The sequence below is a fragment of the Microbacterium sp. EYE_78 genome (genome assembly GCF_023149035.1).
Classification (GTDB): domain Bacteria; phylum Actinomycetota; class Actinomycetes; order Actinomycetales; family Microbacteriaceae; genus Microbacterium.
Genome location: NZ_JAHXMY010000001.1, coordinates 638686 through 660669 on the forward strand (window position 1 = coordinate 638686; position 21984 = coordinate 660669).

Here is a 21984-nt window from a genome sequence, read left to right on the forward strand (position 1 = left end):
ATGTCGTTATGGGGGTGCCGCATGGCTTCTGGAACCGATCTGCCAGCGGTGCTGCTGTCGAGCGGTATCGGGCTCGCGATCGTCGGTGCGTTCGTGGGCCTGCTGGTCTGGGACGCACGACGGAGGAAGTCACCATCCGTCCTTCTCGACGTCGTCGCGGCGATGGCACGCGTGTGGGTGGCGTTCGTGATCGTCGGAGCCGCGTTCCTGATCATCCGCGGGGTGTCGGATGCCTCCTACGACGTCGACGCGATGCCGATCTCCATGGCGTGGCCGACGAGCCTGCCGTGTCACACGAGCGGCTACGAGCCCACCGGCGCAACCGAGCTGTACTGCGCCCGCACCGACTCCGCCCACGCCACCGTCCTTGGGCTCGAGGGCGGACTGCGCGCTCTCCTCACGGCCGGGGATGTGCTCTCGCTACTCGTGGTCGGCGTTCCGGGCCTCGTGATCGCGGTGCTGAGTCAGCGCGCCGCCGAAGGAGCCGCGTTCGCGGCGAGGACGTCCCGATGGCTGCTCATCAGCGCGATCATCGTGCTCGTCGCAGGGACGCTCGGCCAGACCCTGACGGACATCGGGTCGACCCTCGTCGCGCAGGAAGTGCTCCCTCCGTCGGACACGGATGTCGCGGTGGCCGCGGGGAGGACGTTCAGCATCGCCCCACCCCTCTGGCCGGTCGGTGTTGCGCTGGGGTTGGGCGCGCTGAGCGTGATCTTCCGACAGGGCGCGCGATTGCAGCGCGAGACCGAAGGGTTGGTGTGACGTGGCACGGTGGATGCTGATCGTCGGGGCGGTGCTCGTCGTCATCCTGATTGTGGGGACGATCTTCGCCTTCGCGCTGGCGACCGCGAAGAAGCAGCGGGCAGGGCAGGACACCACGACACTGGTGCGCGTCACGCGCGTGGTGGCCGTCGTCTGGGCGGGAGTCGCCGCCGTCGGAGCGGCCATCGCCCTGCTGACCGCGTTGCTGGCTCCAGGCGTCGCCATCACGATGCCGATCCGCGAGTTCTGGCCTCAGCTGCCCGACACCGTGCAGCTCGACGCGGACACCGTGCGGCGAGTGTCCGGCGGGTTCACGGAGGTGACCCTCACGGTCGAAGGTCTCGACGCGACGTCGCGCGTCCTCTGGGCGTTGAGCCAGGCGATCACCTGGGTGATCCCCGGCTTCGTCGCACTCTTCGTCGCGGTCACCTGTTCGCGCCTCCTGTCGGGCGCGGCGTTCACCCCGGTCGTCGCCAAGATGGCCGTCACCACGGGAACGATCATCGCGCTCGGCGGCGTCACGGCGCAGGTCATAGGGGACATCGCCGGGAGCATCGCGTCGACGCAGCTCTTCGGCACGAAGGGCGGCGGCTGGGAGGGTGACTTCCCGGGCATCGACAACGTCTTCGACGCGTGGCTGCCCTCCGCCAACGTCCAGATCTCGTTCCCCTTCTGGCCGATCGCGGTCGGGCTCGCCTTCGCCGTCCTCGCCGCGATCCTCCGCTACGGCTCGCGGCTGCAGCACGACGTCCGGGGGCTCGTCTGATGGCCGCCACGACTCGACCCTCGGGAGCGCTCGACCTCATCGTCTTCGGCGTCGCCGCCTCGGTCGCGGCCCTGGCCGTCGCGGCCTCCCGCATCACCGAGATCCTGAGTCCCGGCGGGCCGTCCGTCACGCTCGAGGCGGAGGCGGCGTCGGCCTCGCTCGGGCTGACGGCCGGCGCGACGGTGGAGGCGATCGTCGTTCGCGCGCCCGACCTCGGTGCGGGAGGCCGCGCCTGGATGATCGCGGCGGTCCTGGTCGCGGCCAGCGCGGCGATCGTCGTCGCGGCGGCGCTCATGCGGGTCGCGCTCGCGGTCCGCCGGGGGCGCGTCTTCACCGGCGGCGCGACACGCGCCCTGACCGTCATCGCCGGCACACTGATGGTCGCCGTGTTCGCATGGCCGATCGTGGACGGCATGGGGCGTCAGCACGCTGCGCAATCCCTCGGCATCCGGTTCGAGACGCTGTCGATGCTCGATCTGCTCCCTCTGCTGCCGCTCCTCCTCGCCGCGGTAGCCGCGGCGGTGCTGGCCGCCGCCTTCGCACAGGGCGAGCGGCTGCAGCGCGACACCGAGGGACTCGTGTGAGCCCGGCCGAAGAGGACGAACTCACCGGCATCCACTGCCGCCTCGACGAGCTGCTCGCCGAGCGCGGCATGACGCTGACCCGACTGTCCGAGATCGTCGGCGTCTCGGTCGTGAACCTGTCGATCCTCAAGAACGACCGCGCCCGCGCGATCCGGTACTCGACGCTGTCCGCGATCTGCCGCGCCCTCGACTGCGAGGTCGGCGACCTGCTCGTCCGCGCGGACTGAGCCGCGGCATCCTGCCCGGCCGCTGCCGTCACCCGATCGGGATCGCCTCACCGCCGACGACGCCGAGCGTCAGCGTCGCGTCGCGGTCGACCTGCGCCTCGGGATCCAGGTTCGCGACGGTCAGCTGCGGACCCATGTCCATCGTGCAGACCTGGTCGGCGGCCGACTTCGCGAACGTGACGACGACGGATGCCGGCGAGGCCACTGTCACGGCCTCGATCACCGGCAGGCATGTCGACGACCCCCACGTCAATACGGCGATCGCGTGGTCGCCGATCCATCCGGCGGAGGGGGTGAACTCCTCGACCGACCCACCGGCGTACGCGGCCAGGTCGATGTCGGCGCGCGCATCGCCCTGCGAGACCGAGACCCGCGCCCCGTCGGCCGGCTCGATCCCGGCAGGCACCGGCACCGCGAGCGGCTGCGGCACCAGGTCGTCGGTGCACGCGTCCGCCTCGGGCTCGCGCAGCGTCACCTCCACCGCACCGTCGGCGTTCGTCACCTCACCCAGCTCGGGCGTGCAGGACGAGCTGCCGTAGGTCACCACCGCGATCATCGATCCGCCGTCGAGCCAGCCGGCGTCCACCTGCCAGGCGGGGGCGATGTCCGGGGTGCCGGTGTCGGGCGCAGTGCCTCCCGGGCCGGCAGCTCCCGGGGTGGCGCACCCGGCGAGCGCGGTGATCAGCAGGACGGTCGCGCCGAGGGCGGCGAGCAGGCGAGGGCGCATGGGGGGTCCTTTCCGAGAACGGATGCCGCGGCATCCACCCCGTCAGTGTCGCCGTGCCGCGGATCGTCTCACTGCAGCGCCGAGGTGAGGCGGGCGAGGTTGTCGAGGACGACCGAGCGGATGGGGCGACGCTCCCACTCCTCGATGGTCAGCTCGCGCGACATGCGCCGGTACTGGTCCTCGACGTCGCGCAGCTGCTCGACGAACTCTCCCCCGCGCACGAGCATCGTGACCTCGAGGTTCAGACCGAACGAGCGCATGTCCATGTTGCTCGAGCCGACCACGGCGACCTCGTCGTCGATCGACATCGACTTGGAGTGCAGGATGTACGGCTTCTTGTACATCCAGATCTTCACGCCGGTGGCGAGCAGCTGCTCGTAGTAGCTGCGCTGCGCATGGTAGACCATCGCCTGGTCGCCCTCTTCGGAGACGAACAGCTCCACCTCGACACCACGGTGGCAGGCGGTCTGGATCGCAAGCAGCAGGCCCTCGTCAGGGACGAAGTACGGACTGACCATGACGATCTTGCGCTTCGCGGCGAAGATGAGCGAGAGGAACAGCTTCAGGTTGTTCTCGTATTCGAATCCCGGGCCGCTCGGGACGATCTGACAGTCCAGGTCGCCGGACCCGGCATCCGTCGAGAAGTCCGACTCGACGACGAACACCTCACCCGTCTCGCCGTACCAGTCGCTCACGAACACGGCGGCGAGGGATGCGACGACCGGGCCGTCGACGCGGACCATGAGGTCCACCCACTGCAGGCCGCGGCGGATGTTCTTCTTCAGGTTGTAGCTGCGATCGGTGACATTCTGCGAGCCGACGAAGCCGACCACACCATCCACAACCACGAGCTTGCGGTGGTTGCGGAGGTCCGGACGCTGGTAGCGACCCTTGAACGGCTGCACCGGCAGCATGAGATGCCAGTCCGCGCCCATCTTCTCGAGCCGGGCGACCGTTTTGCGGTAGTTCGGCTTCCACCGGTTGGCCCAGTGGTCGAGCAGCACTCGAACCGTGACACCTCGGGCCGCCGCACGCTCCAGCGCCGCGAACATGACCTCGGTCGAGGCATCCGCCTGGAAGATGTAGAACTCGACGTGGACGTAGCGCTGCGCCGCGTCGATCTCGGCAGCCATTGCGTCGAGGCTGTCCTGGTAATCCGAGATGATCTGGGCGCCGTTGTCACCGGCGATCGGGAGCGCGCCGAGGTTGCGGTTCAGGGTCACCAGCTGGGTGAACCACTCCGGGGCGTTCGGGCGCAGGGTGCCGAAATCGAGGTCCGAGCTCGCGGCGCGGAACGCGTCGTTGATGGACTCCTGCTGCTTGCGGCGCTTGCGCGGAAGCCGCGGGTTGCCGATCAGCAGGAACAGCAGGATGCCGATGAACGGGATGAAGTAGATCGCGAGCAGCCAGGCCATGGCTGCCGTCGGCCGGCGATAGCGCGGGACGATGAAGACGGCGACCAGGCGCACCGAGATGTCGAAGGCGAGGACCAAAACGACCCACCACGTCCACGTCCAGTCGACGCTGATGCTGACCACGTGCCCCCCAGACTCCCGAGGTCAGCCTAGCAATCGCCCGTCAACCGGCGATTTCGTCGCGCGGGGGCAGGCCGCGCTTGCGCCGCTCCTCGGCTTCGACCTTGGCGTAGGCCTTCCGCTCGGTGCGGTCCATCCGGATGATGCTGCGCAGCACGAAGAAGAGCAGACCCGCGACGACGAGCGTCGGGATCAGGCTCCAGAAGACAGCACCCCAGTCCATGCCTCCATCGTAATCGGCGACGGCTGCGCGGCGGCCCAGGACGAATCGGGCCGAGGTCGATCCGCATCACGACGTTCTCCACCTCCGGCATCCCGAGGACTCGCTCCCCAGCCCGCCATGCGCCAGGGCCGGCGTTCCCCGCGGGCGCCCATCGTGGGGCGATGTCGACCATCGTCACCGCCGCGGATGCCGCGCACTTCCTCGCCCTCGTCCCCCGCCTCCTCGGGTTCACCCCGACCGAGAGCCTCGTCGTCGTGCCTCTGGCGCGAGGTCGCAGTCTCGGCGCCATGCGCGTGGACCTCCCGCCCGACTGCGCACACCTCGACGCGACGGCGTCGACCGTCGTCGGCCTACTCTGCCGGGTCGGGGGCGCCGACTCGTTCGCCGCCGTCGTCTTCACCGACGCCCCGGCCACCAATCCGCTGCCGGGTGCGGACCTCGCCGAGGCCCTCGAACGATCGGCGGATGCCTGCGGTCTCGGTGTCGTCGACGTCCTGACGGTCGCGGGGACGGGCTGGGGCTCGCACTTCGACGGCCAGCTCCCCCCAGGCGGGCGTCCGTTGGACGAGATCCGACGGCGCCTGCCGCCGCCCACTGGGGACCAGAACGACGGCGCCGACCTTCCGCCGGTCGAGGCCGCCGCGGTCGCCGGGGTGGACGCCGCCGTCGCGTCGCTCGAGGCCGCGCTCACCGTCCTCTGCGGCATCCCCGCCGCGGGCGCCGGGGCGGCACGCATCGACCCTGCGGCGCTCGAGGCCGCCTGCGCGCTCGACGATCTGCCCGCGCTCTACGAAGACGCCCTGACATGGGATGCCGCATCCCTCGACCCCATGCACGTCGCCGTCCTGTCGTGGTGCCTCGCGCGGCCCTCGCTGCGCGACGTCGGCATCGTGCAGTGGGCGAGCGACCGCTCGGGCGGCGACACCGCCCTCGACGCCCAGCGGCGCTGGGAGGACGGCGAGGAGTACCCCGCCGACCTGGCATCGGTCATGTGGGGCGAGGGCCCACGACCCGATCCGCGGCGACTGGAACGGGCCCTCGAGCTGGTGCGGCACGTCGCCGCGCGGACGCCCGAACGCCACCGCGCCGGCGCCCTCGCGACTGCCGGGTGGCTCGCTTGGTCGCTCGGCAGATCGACCCACGCCGACCGTCACGCGGCCGAGGCGCTCGACCTCGACCCCACCCACGGTCTCGCCGAGATCGTGCGATCGTTCGTCGCGGCCGCGCACCTGCCGGATTGGGCGTTCCGCCGGTGACGGAACCCCGAGGACGAGGCGCTCGCCGGGGCGAGGGAGACCGCGGCATCCACCGCGGCCCCCTCCCCGATCAGCGTTCGACGATCGCGAACCCGCCGGCCGGCACCACGACGGCACCGGTGCGATCGGTCCGCACCCGGACCTCGCGACCCCGATCGTCGTAGACAGAAACATCGCCGTCGCCGACCTGCACGCGCTCGGGCGATCGTGACGCCGAGTGCACCAACTCCGCGCGCGCGTCATCGCCACCGAGCACGAGACGCGACACGAACGGGCGGACGAGGATGCCGTCCAGCTGCAGATCGCCCTTCGTCGACTCGACGCGCAGCTGATCACGCGACCCGACGAGCGCCTTCTGGAGGGTGTGCGGGTGCATCGCCCCCGCCGTCGGCGAGATGCCCTGCGCCGGGCCGCGCAACCGCAACGTCCCCACCCGCGAGCGGTCGCTCGTCCAGATCGATGCGGTGCGCTCGCCGACCTCGGACCACACCACCGGCTCGATCCACCGCGCGGTGTCTGACGTTCCGACGTCGAAGACGGCGGCGTCGCCGCGCGACAGCGTCAGCTTGTCGCCCGACCAGCTGGACTCGCCGGTCCACGACTCGGGAGTGGAGATCTCACCCGACGTACGGACGGCGTCCTCCGCCTCCACCCAGGACAGCCCGTCCCGATCGACGACCTCGGTCAGCGCGACGGCCTGCTCGCGGACATCCGGGTGGGCGTCGAGGGCGAGGGCGGTGAGCAGACCGTGGATCGTCGACTCCGCGCCGCTGTTGCGGTTGACGGTGCCGTCGGGCTGCAGCCCGTCGAAGGTGACGCCCGTCGCGGGGTCGTACATGCGCTGCCCCGCGTGGTTGGCACCGAAGAACCAAGCCGCCTGCATGGCGGCGAGGTCCTCGAACCCCTCCGACCCGGTCGCGTCGGCGACCCCCAGCAGCGACTGCACCCGCGAGTCGGCACCGTAGGCGATCTGGACCCGGTCGAACGGACTCGGGTTCCAGCCGTTGTCGGGACCGCCCGCCGTCAGCAGCGTGGGTGTGAAGGTCGCCGCGTCGGCGACGGCGGGCCGAGCGAGCGACCGATCGCCGAGGGTGACGGATGCCGCGGCGAGCGCCGCCGGCATCTGCGACCCCCAGGCGTGCCAGATCGCGGGCGACTCCGCCCAGGGCAGCACCGCGTTGTACGGCCATTCGTTCGCCGAGCCGTCCGACATCGCGGCGATGCCCTTCGCGAGCTGACGCAGCGCGGTCGCGGCCTTGCCGTCCGGACCCGCCTCGACACGCGCGGCGAGGCCGAGCACCGCTTCGGCCGAGGCATCCGCCCCGTTCGTGATCAGCCACGCCGGGACGCGTTTGCCGTCCGAGACCGTCCATTCGCCGTACCGGGTCAGGACCTGACGGTTGAGGGCGTCGAGGGACAGGTCGAAGCGGTCGTCGAGGAAGTCGGCGAACTCGGGGTCCTCGTCCTTGAACGCGGCGTACCCCTCGCCGAGGGCCCAGAGCGTCCGCGCGAGCCAGTAGCTCGGACCGCTGTCCGACGGATCCGGCAGCTCGACCGGCTCGGGGGACGGGTTGAAGGTGCCGTCGGGCTGCATCCACAGGACGACGTTGCCGGCATCCGGACCGTCGGTGGTCTGGAAGTACGCGACCGACCGCAGCAGCTCGTAGGCCTTGTCTCGGCTGTCGTCGTCGCCCGTCTGCTCGAAGTGGCGGATGTAGACGATCGCGGCGCGGGTGATGTCGTCGGCGTTATAGGCGCCCTGACCCCAGTAGCCGGTCTCGGCGTCGAGGGGGCCACCGCCGACCCGTTCGAACGTGCCGCCGTCACGCGCGTCGGCGTAGGTCCACGGCATGACGAGGGCGGGCTCCTCGTCCTGGCGGTACGTGCTGTGCCCGTCGACGTCCTGCGGCGGGGTCGCCTCGTCGAGGAGGAAGTCGAGGTGCGCCAGGTTGGTGATCTGGTCGGATGCCGGTGCGGCGACGGCGGTGGTCGCTGTCGCGCCGAGCGGGACGGCGAGCGCGAGCGTGGCCAGCGCGGCGAGTCCGACGGTGCGCGCACGACGTTGTGCGAAGGTGGACATGAGGGTCGTTCCTTTCGTTGCGGTGCCGTTCTCCGGATGAATCGAGCGATCTCAGCCCTCGCGGGCCGGGGCGGGCGATCCTTCCGGAGAACGGCACGCGGTCAGTCGGTGCGCTCCAAGAGAGCGACGCCGATCTTCGAGTCGGCCATGCCGTAGAACACGAACAGGCGGCCGTCGACCTCTTCGATCGCGGTCGGGAAGACGACGTTCGGCACGATGCCGCTCCGCTCGTCGTCGGTCTCCGGGGCCAGCAGCGGCTCCGGAGTCCGGGCCACGACCCTCGAGGGGTCGTCGGCGTCGAGGATGATGGCGCCTGCGGCGTAGTTCACCTTCTGCTGCTGCGAGAAGGCGCCGTCGATGACGCCGGTCACGCCGTGGTGCAGGACGAGCCAGCCCTCGGGGATGCGGCGGGGCGGCGGACCGCCGCCGATCTTCAGCTCCTCGAAGGGGAACTCCGGCCCCGCGACGAAGCGGTGCTGCTCCCACAGGGTGAGCGCCGAGAGGTCCTCCCGCACGGCGGCGAGCGGGATGTAGCTGATCCAGATCGACTGCCGCTCGTCCTCGACGCCGGCAGGGACGCGGACGCCCTGACCGGCCTTGGTCTCGCCGAGGTCCCACATCGGGCGATGGAGGACGGCGAGCGCCTCGCGGCCATCGGGCGCGGTGACCGCCTCGGGGAAGAACACCGTGTCCTTGTTGTGGAAGAGGTTCAGGTCCATGTCGAGGTCGTCCTGGTACCGGAACAGCGCCGGTCCCAGCCGGCGCCAGTCGCGCAGGTCGCTCGAGACGGCCACCGCCGTGCGGGGCCCGAGCGGCCCGTACGCGACATACGTCATCACGTGCAGACCGAGCGTCTCGACCCAGGTCACCCGGGGGTCTTCGACGCCGGCGTTGCCGACCCCGCGCTCCCACCCGCGGTCGGGTTCGAGGACGATGCCCTCGCGCTCGACCGCCGTCGGCACGCCGTCCTCGATCACCACCCGGGCGAGTCCGACGCGCGACACGTTGCCGTCGGCGACGAGCCGCGGCAACAGGTACAGCTCCCCGTCGGGTCCGCGGCCCGAGGCGGGGTTCAGGACGCCTTCGGCCTCGTTCGGATCGCCGTCGGCGGGGGTCATGACGACCCCCATTCGCGTGAGGCGGTAGGGGACGTGGGTCTCGGCGGGCATGGTCATCCTTTCACTCCGGATCCGAGGTCGTTGGACGTGAAGTAGCGCTGGAACACGAGGAACAGCGCCACGGCGGGGGCGGCGAGCACGACGGCGCCGGCCATCATCGCCCCGAACGGGTTCGCGGTGGATGCCGCGATGTTCGAGATGAAATTGGCGAGCGACACCGCGAGCGGCTGCATGTCGGCATCCTTCGTGATGAGGAACGGCCACAGGAACTCGTTCCACGGTCCGATGAACGTCAGCAGCACGACCGTCAGCAGCGCGGGACGCACGAGTGGCAGCGCGACGCTCCACAGCAGGCGGAACTCGTTCGACCCGTCGATCCGCGCGGCGTCGAACAGCTCCTTCGGCAGCTGCAGGAAGTACTGCCGGAAGATGATCACCGCCGTCGAGTTGACGAAGAACGGCAGAATCATGCCGAGGTAGCTGTCGGCCAGGCCGTAGTCGCGCGCGATCATGACGTACAGCGGGATCATCAGCAGCTGGAACGGCACAACCTGCACGAGCAGCGCGAGGGCGAACGTGGCCCCGCGCCCGCGCCAGCGCAGGACGGCGAGCGCGTAGCCGGCGAGGACGCCGAACACGACGGTGCCGAGGATGACGCCGCCGGTGAAGATCCCCGAGTTGGCGAGTCCCTGCAGCAGGTCGATACGGCCGTTGATGGCGCTGTAGTTGTCGAGCGTCAGGTTCGCCGGATTGGGGAACGCCCCCGCCGGGGTCGGGTCGACATTGGTCTGCAGCGACCCGACGACCATGTAGAAGAACGGGAACAAGAACGCGAGCGCGCCCAGCGACAGCGCGACGTACATCGCGATCTTCGATCCGAGTGCCCGCTTCATCGCTCCTCCCCTCCCACGAACTTGCGCTGGAGCGCCGCGATGGCCAGCACGAACACGATGAGGACCACGCCGATGGCGGCCGCGACGTCCGGGTTCTGCTGCTCGATGCCGCGCTGGTACATGAGCAGCACCGGCGAGGTCGAGGCGCCGTTCGGTCCGCCGCCGCCGGTCAGCAGGTACGGCTCGGTGAAGAGGTTCGCGCCGGTGATCGTCGCGAGCAGCACGACGAGCAGGGTCGCCGGCCGCACGCTGGGGACCGTCACTGCGAAGAACTGCCGCAGCCGCCCGCCGCCGTCCATCGACACCGACTCGTACAGTTCGCGGGGCACGTTCTGGAGCGCCGCGAGGTAGAGCAGGATGTAGAAACCCAGCCCCTTCCAGGTGACGAAGAAGGCGATCGTCGGCATCGCGAGCGCCGAATTCACCAGCCACGACGGGTCGGGGGCGAGCGGACCGAGGACGTTGTTCACGAGCCCGCCGCGGGCGAAGAGGAACAGCCACACCGCGACGACGGCGACGGATGCCGTGACGTACGGCACGTAGTAACTCACCCGGAAGAACGTCCGCGCCTTCGTGACGCGGTCGAGCGCCGTCGCCAAGAGGATCGAGAGGACGACCGTGAGCGGCACGTTGATGATCAGGAAGATCCCCACGTTGCCGAAGGACCGCCACACCTCGGGGTCGCTGAGCGCGGTGACGTAGTTGTCGAAGCCGACGAAGGGACGGTCGACCTCTGCGCCGGGAGCGGCGAAGAAGTAGTCCTGGAACGACATCCACACCGCGAAGACCACCGGGTAGGCGAAGACCACCAGGACGAACGCGATGTAGGGCGCCGAGAAGAGCAGCCCGTGGGGTTGCGCGCCGAGGAGGCGGTGGAGGATGCCGCGGCGAGGCGCGGCATCCTTCCCGTCCTTCTCGGGGGTGGCACCGCGGGTCGCGCCGGGATCGGACCCGGCGCGGCCCGGGACGACGGCGGTCATCTCAGCCCGCCGACGCCAGCTCGTCGACCTCTGCCGCGGTGTCGGAGAGGAACTGGTCGACCGGCGTCTCGCCGAAGATGACGGACTTCGAGTAGCCGTCGCGGAACGCCTGCCAGATCTCCACCGACCCGATGACGTTCGGCACCTCCACGGTGCGTGCGGCCTGGTCGCCGAACTGCTCGTAGGCGGGGTTGTCGGCGAAGTAGTCCGGGTAGGTGCCCGTCAGGTCCTGGCGCAGCGGCATCTGCCCGGTCGCCTCGAGCCAGGCGCCGTCCTGCTCCTCGCTCGTCGCGAACTTCAAGACGTCCCACGCGGTCGCCTTGTTGTCGCACGCGGTGAACATGCCGACGTTCTTCGCGTCGCTGAAGGTCCAGGTGTCCTCCGGCGCGGTGCCGTCCTGGGTGGGTACGGGGACCGAACCCCATTCGATCGAGTCGCCGTAGACGCTGATCGCCCACGGGCCGACGATCGCCATCGCGGCGTAGCCGTCGGCGAACGCGTCGCCCTGGTACTGCTCGTTGCCGGCGAGCTGCTCGTCGTAGAGCGTCCGCCAGAAGTCCGCGACGGCGGCGCCGTTGTCGTCGTCGAACGTGGCCGCGCCGTCCTCGACCAGCTGCGTGCCGCCGGTCTGCGCCGCGTAGAGCGGGTAGAAGTCGAACCACGACTGGAAGAACTCGCTCGTGGGGGCCGGGTTGATCGCGTACTCCGAGACGCCCGCCTCCTTCAGCGTCCGCGCGGTCTCGAGGAACTCGTCGTAGGTCGACAGCGACGGGTTCTCGGGGTCGAGGCCGGCCTCTTCGAACAGCGCCTTGTTGTAGAAGATCATGACGGGGTTGGACTTCCACGGCATCTGGTAGAAGTCGCCGTCGTCCGAACGGTACTGGTCGGCCAGGTCGCCGCTGCGTCCGGTGATGTAGTCGTCGCCGTCCTCGAACTCCGACAGGTTGACGAGGCCGCCCTGCCGCTGGAAGCCGGGCACCGCGGCAGGCGAGGTGTTGAAGACGAGGCAGGGCGCGTTGCCCGCCGTGATCGCGGCGCCGATGACCTCTTCGCTCGAGGCGCCCGCGGGGATCTCCTGCGCCTCGATCTGCTCGTCGGGGTTGTCGGCGTTCCACGCCTCGACCATGGCCTGACCCCAGCCGATCTCGGCCTCGTTGTTCGAGTACCAGATGGTGATGTCGCCGCGGCCCTCGAGGTCGCCGCCACCGCCACCTCCTCCGCCGCCGCTGCAGGCGGTGAGGGCGAGGACTCCGGATGCTGCTGCGGCAGTGATGAGGATGCGTCGTCGCATGTCTCTCTCCTTGATTCGTCGTGTGCTCGTGCTCGGTGGTGCGGGCGGTCAGCCGTCCGCGGGGGGTGCCGTCGAACCCCGGACGGCGAGGGTGGGGTCTGCGAGGTCGAGGTGCGTGGGGGCGTCTCCGGCGATCGCGCCGAGGAGCGCCCGGGCGGCGGTGACGCCCCAGCCGCGGGCATCCGTCGCGACGCTCGTCAGCGCGGGATGGATCCAGCGGCCGATCTCGGTGTCGTCGAAGCCCGTGATCGAGAGGTCGTCCGGCACGCGCAGGCCGCGCTGATGCGCGACGCCCATCCCGGCGACCGCCATGTTGTCGTTCGAGTAGACGATCGCCGTCGGCGGTGCCGCCGCGTCGAGCAGGGATGCCGTCGCCCGGGCCCCGTCGGCCGCGCTGAAGTCCGTCTCGATCACGCGCGAGTCGAGGCCGGCGGCATCCGCGGTCTCGCTGAACGCCCGACGACGCCGCTGCGCGTGCAGCATCTCGGCGGGGCCTGCGACGTGAGCGACGCGCCGGTGCCCGAGGGCCACGAGGTGCTCGACAGCGAGCCGGATGCCGGCACCGTCGTCGGTCGACACCGACCCGAACGGCGACTCGACGTCGGGCACACCGAGGGTGACCGCCGGGATCTGCAGTTCGGCGAGCAGCGCGATGCGGGGGTCTCCGGCGCGGATGTCGGTGAGGATGACGCCGTCGACGCGACGGCCGGTGGCGAGGGAGCGGTAGGTCGCCTCCTCCTGCCGTCCCGGCGTGGCGACGGCGAGGACGAGCGCCTGCCCGGTGACGGAGAACTCGTCCTCGAGCCCCGCGATGAACGAGGGGAAGAACGGGTCGGCGGCGATGACGTCGGGACTGCGGCCGATGACCAGTCCGCACGCGAAGGCCCGGCCGACGCTGAGCGAGCGGGCGCTGAGACTCGGCGTCCAGCCGAGGTCGGCAGCGACGGCCATGATGCGCTGCCGGGTGTCGGCGGCGACGCCGGGGCGGCCGTTCAACGCGAACGAGACGAGGCCCTTGCTTACGCCCGCCGCGCGCGCGACATCCGCGATCGTCGGACGGGTCTCGGGCGGCATCGGTCACTCCTTCGTGGCGAACCCGATCTACTAAACCGGTTCAGGTGCCACGAATGCAAGACCTTGACATGGCGGGCGGGTGAGCGTATCCGCGCTCGCGGGCGGTGCGACAGGCGCGCGGTTCGCCCGCAGTGTTCTCGGCGCGCGAGTCCCGCCGAGAGACCACATCATGTGCTCCAGACGAGGTCACATGGCATGCGCCGTCCACGACGTATGGTCTCGTCGCGAGCACATGATGTGGACGTGGGGAATGCGGCCCGGGCACGCCCCATGGCCGCACACCGGCATCCGCTCCGGCGCCCGGCTTACTTGACGAGCGGGAAGAGGATCGTCTCGCGGATCCCGAGGCCGGTGATCGCCATCAGCAGGCGATCGATGCCCATGCCCATGCCGCCGGTCGGCGGCATGCCGTGCTCGAGGGCCCGCAGGAACTCCTCATCGACGCGCATCGCCTCGTCGTCACCGCGCGCGGCGAGCTTGGCCTGCTCGACGAAGCGCTCGCGCTGGATGACGGGATCGACGAGCTCCGAATAGCCCGTCGCGAGCTCGAAGCCGCGGACGTAGAGGTCCCACTTCTCGACGACGCCGGGGATGCTGCGATGCTCGCGCACGAGCGGCGAGGTGTCGAGCGGGAAGTCCATGACGAAGGTCGGACGCTCGAGGCCGCCCTTGACGAAGTGCTCCCAGAGCTCCTCGACGAGCTTGCCGTGCGTGGCGATCTTCTCGGGAACCTCGACGCCCGCCTCGGCGGCAAGCGACTGCAGCTCCTCGAACGAGGTCTCGGGCGTGACGCGGCGCCCGGCGGCATCCGACAGCGACTCGTACATCGAGATGCGATCCCACTGGCCGCCAAGGTCGTACTCGGTGCCGTCGGCCCACGTGACCGTCGTCGACCCGGCGACCGCGATCGCGGCGTTCTGGATGAGCTCCTGCGTCAGATCGGCGATGCCGTTGTAGTCGCTGTAGGACTGGTACGCCTCGAGCATCGCGAACTCGGGGCTGTGCGTGGAATCGGCACCCTCGTTGCGGAAGTTGCGGTTGATCTCGAACACCCGGTCGATGCCGCCGACGACGGCGCGCTTGAGGAACAGCTCGGGCGCGATGCGCAGGAACAGCTCCGTGTCGAACGCATTCGAGTGCGTGACGAACGGACGGGCCGCGGCACCGCCGTGCTGCACCTGCAGCATCGGGGTCTCGACCTCGAGGAAGTCGTGCTCGTCGAAGGTGCGCCGCAGCGACGCGTTGACCTTCGCGCGGGCGACGACCGTCTCGCGGGCGGTGTCTCGCACGATGAGGTCGAGGAAGCGCGAGCGCACGCGGCTCTCCTCGCTCAGCTCGGAGTGCAGGTTGGGCAGGGGCAGCAGCGCCTTCGCCGCGATCGTCCAGTCCGAGACCATGATCGACAGCTCGCCGCGGCGGCTCGAGATGACCTGGCCGGTGACCGAGACGTGGTCGCCGAGGTCCACGAGCTCCTTCCACGCCTGCAGCGACTCGTCGCCGACCTCGGCGAGCGAGACCATGGCTTGGATGCGGCTGCCGTCGCCCGACTGGAGGGCTGCGAAGCAGAGCTTGCCGGTGTTGCGGCTGAAGACGATCCGCCCGGCGACCGACGCGGTCACGCCGGTCTCCTCGCCCGCCTCGAGCGATGCGTAGCGCTCGCGGAGCGCTGGGATCGTGTCGGTCACGGCGACCGCGACCGGGTACGCGCCACCGGCGGCATCCGCCCGCTCCGACAGCAGTCGCTCCCGCTTGGCGAGACGGACCGCCTTCTGCTCGAACACATCCTCTTCGGTCGTGTCGGCGGGCGTGGGCGCGGGCGCGTCGGTCATGTTCGGGGGCTCCTCGGGGATTCGACCCCTCAGTCTATCGGCGGGCTCCCGGGCGCATTCCGGCAGGGACGAGCGGATGCTGGTGCCCCGGATCGGGCGGTCAGCGCCGCGGCGTCCAGCCCGGCGGCCGCGGATCGCCGCCCGCCGCCCGCTCGCGGTCGAGCGCGGCGGACCATCCCTGCGCGACGTCCTCGGCGTCGAAACCGCCGCGGGCCACGCGGAACCCGACGTCGTCGTGCGTCATCCGCGGTCCGCCGCCGCGGCGAGTGCCGGCGCGGACGCTCCACGCGTCGTCGGCGAATCCGCCGCCCCGGAACACCCGGTAGTCGTCGTAGCGCTCGGTGTCGAGGAAGTCCCAGCACCACTCCCACACGTTGCCGAGGGTGTCGAAGAGTCCGTGCAGGTTCGGCAGCTTGCCGCCGACGGGCTGCGGAGCGCTGACCCCGTCGGCCGCGGTCCATGCGACCTCAGCGAGCAGCCCGTAGTGCGGGCCGGTGGATCCGGCGCGGCACGCGTACTCCCATTCCGCCTCGGTGGGCAGGCGGTAGCCGTCGCTGTCGACGTGCCAGCGCACCTCTTCGCCGTCGACGGCGTAGGCGGCATCCAGCCCCTCCCACTCCGACAGCGCGTTGCAGAAGCGCACAGCGCGTTGCCAGCTGACCTCGACCGCCGGACGGCGGGGGTGGGATGCCGCGATCCCGAGCACCTCGGACAGCTGCTCCTGCGTGACCGGGTAGACGCCGATCTCGAACGGCTCGAGCTCGACGGTCCACCGCCGCTTCCGCCGCGCATCGTGCAGCTCGACGCGTCCCGCGGGGATGCGCGCGAGCTCGACGTCGCTCACGGTGCGAGCGGTCCAGGACCGTCGAGCGGATGCGGTGCCCCCGCCGCCGACAGGGCTCGGTCGACCGTCGTGTGCACGAGCGCGGAGAGGTAGCGCGCCGGGTCGTCGATCCCCGCCGTCTGCAGCAGCTCGGTCGACTGTCGGACGATGGATGCCGAGAACTCCGTCGCGGTCGCGATCGCCTCACCGTAGGCGGCGCGATCCGCATCGGCCACGACGACCGGCTCGCAGCCCATCTCGACGGCGAGCGCCTGCGCGATCGGCAGCACGGCGGGCGGTGCGGTGACCGCGGCGTAGGCGTCCTTCAGCGCTCGGAGGTCGGTCGACGTGCCGGTGAACGCGATGGCGGGATGGATGGCCACCGGGATCGCGCCGCGTGACGCGGCGGGCGCCAGCACCTGCATGCCGTGCGCGGCATCCGTGTGCATGACGATCTGCCCGACCTGCCAGGCGCCGAGATCGGCGAGCCCCGCGACGACGTCGGGCAGGTCGCCGTGCGGCACGGCGAGGACGACGAGCTCGCTGCGTCGGACGACCTCGTCCGCCGGGAGGCGCGGGACGTCCGGCAGGATCGCCTCGACCCGGTCGTCGTCCGAACCGGGGGTGATGCCCGTGAGCGCGTGTCCGGCACCGGCCAGCGCCGCCGCGACCACCGGACCGACGCGTCCGGCGCCGATCACGCCGACGCCGAGACGCCCGTCACGGGTCACGGCGGTCTCCACGAAGTGCTGGCGCGGGCCGTGCGACCTCGACGGCCGGAGCGGCCTCGGGTGCCGCGACGGCCACGGGTGCGTCGTCCGGGGACGTCGCGGGGTCCACGGCGCCCTCCGACGCCGCCGCGGCCACGGCCGCCGCAGTGCCCGACGTCCACAGCCCGAGCGCGTCGTGCACATCGAGACCGGAGATCGAGCCGGCGACCGGCCCGGTGACCGTGTGCCCTGTGACACCGGCCAGACCCAGGCGGCGGTCGATCGGCCCCTGGTCCACGCGCAGTGACTGCAGGCGCGCCAGGGGCAGCACCGTGAGCTTCGGCCAGAGTCGCCCCGAGCGCAGCAGGATCACTCCGGGGAGGACGCGGAATCCGTTGCGCGCCCACGAGAGGGGCTTGAAGAGGCGGGCCCGGGCGGGCGACACGGTGTAGCCGTCGCCGGCACGGGGGCCGCGCAGGCCCGCGTCGACTAGCGCGGCATCCACCGAGGGCGCCGGCAGCAGCAGACGCAGCACCCGCTCGACGTCGGCCTGCGTGCCGATCGGCAGGATCTCGGCGAACTGCGTGGCGGACGTGTCGGTCGCCGAACGACCTGACAGGCGGTTCACGCGGATACGCCACCAGCCACCCAACCGCCACAGCAGCGGCTGTCGGATGTCGATCGCGTGGATGCGGCTCGGGTGCAGCGTCTCGGTGACCGTCGTGAGCAGCCCGAAGGTGATCCGCACACCGGCGGAGGTCGGGGCGATCGAATAGCGGACGGTCTTGATGAACTGCCGGATGGCGTACGTGCCGAAACCGATCGCCGCCGGGACCGAGGCGCCGAGCGCCGGGACGAGCCAGAACGGGTCGACGATGATGCCGACGACGGCAGCGACGATGATCGCGAGGAACCAGATCGTCGACCCCGAGAGCAGGTTCGCGAGGATGAGGCGGCCCATCGGGACGCGGACGATCGACTCGGGCGGGCTGTCGTCCTCGTCGACGCCCTCGATGATCTCGCCGACACCCGCCGTGACCCGCCCCGTCAGACCGCCAGGCGCCGCCGCGCGCGCAGCCGACGCCTCGGCCCGCATGCCCGAGGCGAGCCGGAGGATGTCGCCGCGGATCGTCTCGGCGTTCGCCGTCGACAGGTACTCGAGCTTCACGTTCGCATCGAGTCCTGCCCCGACCACCTCGAGCTTCGCGAGCCCGACCAGGCGCGCGAGGGCGGGCCGGGTGAGGTTGACGCCCTGGACCCGATCGAGGGGCGCGCGCCGGTGCGTGCGGAAGAGGACGCCGCTGCGCACCTCGACGTCGTCGCCCGTGATCCGGAACGTGTGGAACCGCCACGCCGTCCAGAACAGGGCGATCAATACGACCAGGCCACCGGCGACGACGAGGATCGCGGGGATGAGGATGTCGTTGCGCAGGACGAACTCGACCGGGTCCCCCTCGGACTCGAAGTCGACCCCTTCCGGCAGAAAGATCCCGATCAATCGGTCGCGGAGGTTCGCGACGAGGATGCTGAGGATGACGAGCAGGGTCAGCCCACCGCGCAGGAGCGGCGACAGCGGGTGCAGCCGGTGCCACTCGCCGTCGCTGAGCTCGGAACGGACCGCGGTCTGCGGCGGGACCGGCGCTCCGGTCGTCGACACCGCAGCCCCGGGCGCCGCCGCCGGAGCCGCGGGCGACGGATCGCCGGGCACCGGCGTCGAGCCGACCGGGGGCGTCGCGTCGGCGTCGCTCACAGGCCGGTCCGCCGGGTCTCGGCGACCTCGATGAGCGTGTCGCGCAGCTGCTCGGCCGCGGCCTGCGGCAGGCCCGGGATCGTGACCCCGGTGGATGCCGCCGCGGTGACGAGCTTCAGCTGGGCGATGCCCAGCATCCGGTCGAGCGGTCCGTGGGTGATGTCGACCAGCTGCAGCCGGCCGTAAGGGACGGCGACCATGCGCTGCCACAGGATGCCGCGACGGAAGACGAGATCGTCCTCCCGCAGCTGGTAGCCGATGGAGCGCGCCTGACGAGGCGTGACGACGAGCGTCACGAGGGTGATGGCGAAGATGATGCCGCCGGGGATGAAGGGCCAGGTCGCCTCGAACATCAGCCACAGCGTCAGCACCGCCGCGGCGATCAGCACGAGCAGCACGATGTAGCCGATGACCTGACCGATGACGTACTTCGTCGACAGCTGGTGCCAGGTGCCGTCTCCCAGCGGCAGGCGCTGCACCCCGCGGGGCTCGAGGACGCGGGTGTACGTGCCGTCCGCCCGCGGTACCCCGGGGGCGGGCGCCGACGGTGACGGGGCGGATGCCGCCGCGTGCTCAGTCGGTGTGGGAGAGCCCGTAGCCGGGCTCATCGGGTCCGGGCTGTTCGTCATCATCGTCCTTCCGGATGGTGCACAGGTGTTCGGCGACGAGCGCCGCGGCGACGAGGAGCAGCCCGCCCCCCAGCGCGGCGATCACCGCTCCCGTCGAGCCTAACGAGGGCGCGACGGGTCGTGTGAGGACGAAGACGAGGAGTCCGCCGGCGAAGCCGGCGACGATCGACCCGAGGATGCTCGACGCCTTGGCGAGCATCGCGATGCGGAGCGCCCGGAACGGGTCGACGGGTGCCGCGGACCCGAGCGTCGCGCGCCGGACCGGGATGGCGGCGGCGACGACCGCCGCGCCGAGTGCCACGAGCAGGATCGGCAGGAGTCCCGACGGCGTGAAGCTCGGGTGCCCCATGCCGGTGAGGACCTGGTCGACGGCGAAACCGACGGCCCCCGACACGAGCGCGACGACGACGAGGAGTAGCGGCTTGGTCCGGCTCACGATGCTCCCCCGGGGAGTGCGGCGCGCAGATCCGCGACCCGGCCGACCCCGGGCAGGACGGCATCGGGGTCGAGGCGCAGCCACGGGTCGAGCACGAAGTCGCGCTCGGCGGCGCGCGGATGCGGCAGCACGAGGGACGGCTCGTCGGATCGCACGTCGCCGTAGGCGATCAGATCGAGGTCGAGCGTGCGGCTCCCCCACCGCTCGCGGCGCTCACGTCCGTGCCGGCCCTCGATGGCGTGCAGGTAGCCGAGGAGCAGGGTCGGCGCGAGGCGCGTGTCGATGAGCGCCACCGTGTTCAGGTAACGGGGGGCGTCGGCATCCGGCCCCCCGAGGGTGATCGCGACCGACTCGATCGGCTCGGCCGCCGCGACGAGGTCGGTCAGCGGCAGGCGGCCGAGGTCGGCGATCGCCTCGGCGATCGTGTCTGCTCGCGGGCCGAGGTTCGCGCCCAGCGCGACGACGGCGCGGTGCGCCGGACCCGCCGCCCGCGGCTCGGCCGGCGGCATCCCGTGCGCGAGACGGCGGTTCACGAGCGGCTCCGACGGACGGTCACGGCGACGTCCCCGAACGGCACGGCGATGGGGGCGGCCGGCTTGTGGACCGTCACGGCGACCGCGTCGACGAGCGGCCATTCCAGCGCTGCCGTCGCGATCCGCTCCGCGACCGTCTCGATGAGGTCGGCCGGCTCGCCCGAGAGGATCGCGGCGACCCGCTCGGCGACCTCGCCGTAGTGGACCGTGTCGGCGACGTCGTCACTCGCCGCGGCGGCGCGCAGCGACAGCGACAGGACGACGTCGGCCACGAACTCCTGGCCGTCGCGCTTCTCGTGCTCGAAGACGCCGTGGTGCCCCGTCGCACGGATGCCGGTGATCGAGATCTCGTCGCTCATCGCCGCCCCTCCCAGCTCGCGCTGACCGCGAGGGCGAGGCGCGTGGCGGCGACGTCGTGCACGCGGACCGCCCAGACCCCCGCCTGCGCGGCGAGCACACTCGTGACGGCCGTCGCGAGGTCGAGGCCCGCCTCGCCGACATCGACGCCGGCGGGTGCGGCGGCGACGGTCAGCATCCGCTTGCGACTGGTGCCGATCAGCACGCGATGGCCCGAGCCGACGACGCGGTCGAGTCCGCGCACGACGTCCCAGTTCTGCTCGGGCGTCTTGCCGAAGCCGAAGCCCGGGTCGACGACGATCCGCTCGTCCGGGATGCCGGCGTTCAACGCGGCGTCGATGCGCGCGCCGAGCTCACCGACGACCTCGGCCACGATGTCGTCGTAGACAGCGGTCGCGTACATGTCAGCCGAATGCCCGCGCCAGTGCTGCAGGACCACGTCGGCATCCGTGTCGGCGACGGCGGCGAGCATGTCGGCGTCGGCGAGCCCGCCCGACACGTCGTTGACGATGCGCGCGCCGGCGGCGACCGCGGCCGACGCGGTCGATGCGTGCATCGTGTCGACGCTGACCAGGGCGCCCTCCGCAGCGAGGGTCTCGATCACGGGCAGGACGCGGGCGAGCTCGACCTGCGGCGCGACACGGGTCGCGCCGGGGCGGGTCGACTCACCGCCGACGTCGAGGATGTCCGCGCCTGCGGCCAGAAGGGCGCGGCCGTGCGCGACGGCGTCGTCGTGCGACGCGTAGCGTCCGCCGTCGCTGAACGAGTCGGGCGTCGCGTTGACGATGCCCATCACGAGCGTCACGCGGCGCCCCCGGTCAGCAGCGCGATGACCTCGGCCCGCGCGGCCGGCTCGGTGAACTCCCCGCGTGCCGCGATGGTGACGGTGGATGCCGAGGGCTGGCGTCCGCCGCGCATCGTGACGCACTCGTGCACGGCGTCGAGGACGACGAGCACGCCGCGGGTGTCGAGCGAGTGGGCGATGGTGTCGGCGATCTGCTCGCCGAGACGCTCCTGCACCTGCGGACGCGCCGCCACGATGTCGATGACCTTCGGCAGCGCGCCGAGCCCGACGACCTGCTCACCCGGCAGGTACGCGACGTGCGCGCGTCCCGCGAACGGCAGGAGGTGATGCTCGCAGACGGAGCGGAACCGGACGTCGCGGAGCATGACGGCGCCCGAGGGCAGCGTGTCGGGCGCCGGGCCGCGGGCGACCGAGATGGTGTGCGCGAGGGGGGCCGCGGCATCCTCCCCCACCCCTGAGAAGAACTCGGCGTAGGCCTCGGAGACGCGCTGGGGTGTGAGCTTCAGCCCGGGGCGTTCGGGGTCCTCCCCGATCGCCTCGAGCAGCTCACGGACCAGGGCGGCCACACGCTCGCGGTCGACCGCCATGCGCGCCGC

At 71.3% G+C, this 21984-nt stretch carries 24 protein-coding genes; 5 read left to right on the forward strand and 19 right to left on the reverse strand.

Annotated features, from left to right (window positions below):
- Positions 1-21 precede the first annotated feature (21 nt).
- From KZX17_RS03050 to KZX17_RS03065, 4 genes are read left to right on the forward strand one after another with little or no spacing between them, the layout of a single operon-like run.
- Positions 22-762 (forward strand): hypothetical protein, encoded by a 741-nt coding sequence (locus KZX17_RS03050; protein ID WP_248170815.1) that lies wholly within the window; start codon positions 22-24, stop codon positions 760-762.
- A gap of 1 nt (position 763) precedes the next feature.
- The gene (locus KZX17_RS03055) at positions 764-1528 is read left to right on the forward strand and encodes a hypothetical protein (RefSeq protein WP_248170814.1); all 765 of its coding nucleotides are present in this window, start codon (positions 764-766) and stop codon (positions 1526-1528) included.
- A complete protein-coding gene (locus tag KZX17_RS03060; protein WP_248170813.1) occupies positions 1528-2112 on the forward strand; it encodes a DUF2975 domain-containing protein in 585 nt (194 codons plus the stop codon). The genes KZX17_RS03055 and KZX17_RS03060 overlap by 1 nt, the downstream gene beginning before the upstream one ends.
- Positions 2109-2339, forward strand: a complete 231-nt coding sequence (locus tag KZX17_RS03065) for a helix-turn-helix transcriptional regulator (RefSeq protein ID WP_248170812.1) — start codon at positions 2109-2111, stop codon at positions 2337-2339. The genes KZX17_RS03060 and KZX17_RS03065 overlap by 4 nt, the downstream gene beginning before the upstream one ends.
- A gap of 28 nt (positions 2340-2367) precedes the next feature.
- On the opposite strand, the gene KZX17_RS03070 is transcribed toward KZX17_RS03065, so the two are convergent.
- The 3 genes from KZX17_RS03070 to KZX17_RS03080 form a co-directional block, all read right to left on the reverse strand.
- Positions 2368-3066, reverse strand: coding sequence for a hypothetical protein (locus tag KZX17_RS03070; RefSeq protein WP_248170811.1), 699 nt, complete (start codon positions 3064-3066; stop codon positions 2368-2370).
- Positions 3067-3134: 68 nt separating this feature from the next.
- A complete protein-coding gene (gene cls, locus KZX17_RS03075; RefSeq protein ID WP_248170810.1) occupies positions 3135-4604 on the reverse strand; it encodes a cardiolipin synthase in 1470 nt (489 codons plus the stop codon).
- 40 nt (positions 4605-4644) lie between these two features.
- Entirely contained in the window at positions 4645-4824 is a 180-nt protein-coding gene (locus KZX17_RS03080) for a hypothetical protein (RefSeq protein WP_248170809.1), read from the reverse strand.
- A gap of 161 nt (positions 4825-4985) precedes the next feature.
- Here KZX17_RS03080 and KZX17_RS03085 point away from each other — a divergent pair, with 161 nt between their 5' ends.
- Positions 4986-6080, forward strand: a complete 1095-nt coding sequence (locus tag KZX17_RS03085) for a DUF4192 family protein (protein ID WP_248170808.1) — start codon at positions 4986-4988, stop codon at positions 6078-6080.
- A gap of 70 nt (positions 6081-6150) precedes the next feature.
- Here the strand turns inward: KZX17_RS03085 and KZX17_RS03090 are convergent, their stop codons facing one another.
- From KZX17_RS03090 to folE, 16 genes are all read right to left on the reverse strand, one after another.
- Positions 6151-8160, reverse strand: coding sequence for a hypothetical protein (locus KZX17_RS03090; RefSeq protein WP_248170807.1), 2010 nt, complete (start codon positions 8158-8160; stop codon positions 6151-6153).
- Between the two features lie 101 nt (positions 8161-8261).
- The gene (locus tag KZX17_RS03095) at positions 8262-9329 is read right to left on the reverse strand and encodes a glycosidase (protein ID WP_248170806.1); all 1068 of its coding nucleotides are present in this window, start codon (positions 9327-9329) and stop codon (positions 8262-8264) included.
- 2 nt (positions 9330-9331) lie between these two features.
- Entirely contained in the window at positions 9332-10171 is an 840-nt protein-coding gene (locus KZX17_RS03100; RefSeq protein WP_248170805.1) for a carbohydrate ABC transporter permease, read from the reverse strand.
- Complete coding sequence (locus KZX17_RS03105) at positions 10168-11151, reverse strand: carbohydrate ABC transporter permease (RefSeq protein ID WP_248170804.1); 984 nt, start codon at positions 11149-11151, stop codon at positions 10168-10170. Before KZX17_RS03105 ends, KZX17_RS03100 begins: the two co-directional genes overlap by 4 nt.
- A gap of 1 nt (position 11152) precedes the next feature.
- Positions 11153-12442, reverse strand: a complete 1290-nt coding sequence (locus tag KZX17_RS03110) for an extracellular solute-binding protein (protein ID WP_248170803.1) — start codon at positions 12440-12442, stop codon at positions 11153-11155.
- 48 nt (positions 12443-12490) lie between these two features.
- A complete protein-coding gene (locus tag KZX17_RS03115) occupies positions 12491-13516 on the reverse strand; it encodes a LacI family DNA-binding transcriptional regulator (RefSeq protein ID WP_248170802.1) in 1026 nt (341 codons plus the stop codon).
- 305 nt (positions 13517-13821) lie between these two features.
- Positions 13822-15345 (reverse strand): lysine--tRNA ligase, encoded by a 1524-nt coding sequence (lysS, locus tag KZX17_RS03120; RefSeq protein ID WP_248170801.1) that lies wholly within the window; start codon positions 15343-15345, stop codon positions 13822-13824.
- 100 nt (positions 15346-15445) lie between these two features.
- Complete coding sequence (locus tag KZX17_RS03125; RefSeq protein WP_248170800.1) at positions 15446-16189, reverse strand: SUMF1/EgtB/PvdO family nonheme iron enzyme; 744 nt, start codon at positions 16187-16189, stop codon at positions 15446-15448.
- The gene (locus tag KZX17_RS03130) at positions 16186-16899 is read right to left on the reverse strand and encodes a Rossmann-like and DUF2520 domain-containing protein (RefSeq protein WP_248170799.1); all 714 of its coding nucleotides are present in this window, start codon (positions 16897-16899) and stop codon (positions 16186-16188) included. The genes KZX17_RS03125 and KZX17_RS03130 overlap by 4 nt, the downstream gene beginning before the upstream one ends.
- Positions 16889-18628 carry a PH domain-containing protein gene (locus KZX17_RS03135; protein WP_248170798.1) on the reverse strand — a complete coding sequence of 580 codons (1740 nt, stop codon included), beginning with the start codon at positions 18626-18628 and terminating at the stop codon, positions 16889-16891. The genes KZX17_RS03130 and KZX17_RS03135 overlap by 11 nt, the downstream gene beginning before the upstream one ends.
- A complete protein-coding gene (locus KZX17_RS03140; RefSeq protein ID WP_248170797.1) occupies positions 18625-19257 on the reverse strand; it encodes a PH domain-containing protein in 633 nt (210 codons plus the stop codon). Before KZX17_RS03140 ends, KZX17_RS03135 begins: the two co-directional genes overlap by 4 nt.
- Positions 19202-19693 carry a DUF3180 domain-containing protein gene (locus tag KZX17_RS03145; protein WP_248170796.1) on the reverse strand — a complete coding sequence of 164 codons (492 nt, stop codon included), beginning with the start codon at positions 19691-19693 and terminating at the stop codon, positions 19202-19204. Before KZX17_RS03145 ends, KZX17_RS03140 begins: the two co-directional genes overlap by 56 nt.
- Positions 19690-20226, reverse strand: coding sequence for a 2-amino-4-hydroxy-6-hydroxymethyldihydropteridine diphosphokinase (gene folK, locus KZX17_RS03150; protein WP_374107906.1), 537 nt, complete (start codon positions 20224-20226; stop codon positions 19690-19692). The genes KZX17_RS03145 and folK overlap by 4 nt, the downstream gene beginning before the upstream one ends.
- Positions 20223-20585: a dihydroneopterin aldolase gene (gene folB, locus KZX17_RS03155; protein ID WP_248170795.1), complete on the reverse strand. Its 363-nt coding sequence runs from the start codon at positions 20583-20585 to the stop codon at positions 20223-20225. The genes folK and folB overlap by 4 nt, the downstream gene beginning before the upstream one ends.
- The gene (folP, locus tag KZX17_RS03160; protein ID WP_248170794.1) at positions 20582-21388 is read right to left on the reverse strand and encodes a dihydropteroate synthase; all 807 of its coding nucleotides are present in this window, start codon (positions 21386-21388) and stop codon (positions 20582-20584) included. The genes folB and folP overlap by 4 nt, the downstream gene beginning before the upstream one ends.
- Positions 21385-21975 (reverse strand): GTP cyclohydrolase I, encoded by a 591-nt coding sequence (gene folE / locus KZX17_RS03165; protein ID WP_248170793.1) that lies wholly within the window; start codon positions 21973-21975, stop codon positions 21385-21387. Before folE ends, folP begins: the two co-directional genes overlap by 4 nt.
- Between the last annotated feature and the right edge of the window lie 9 nt (positions 21976-21984).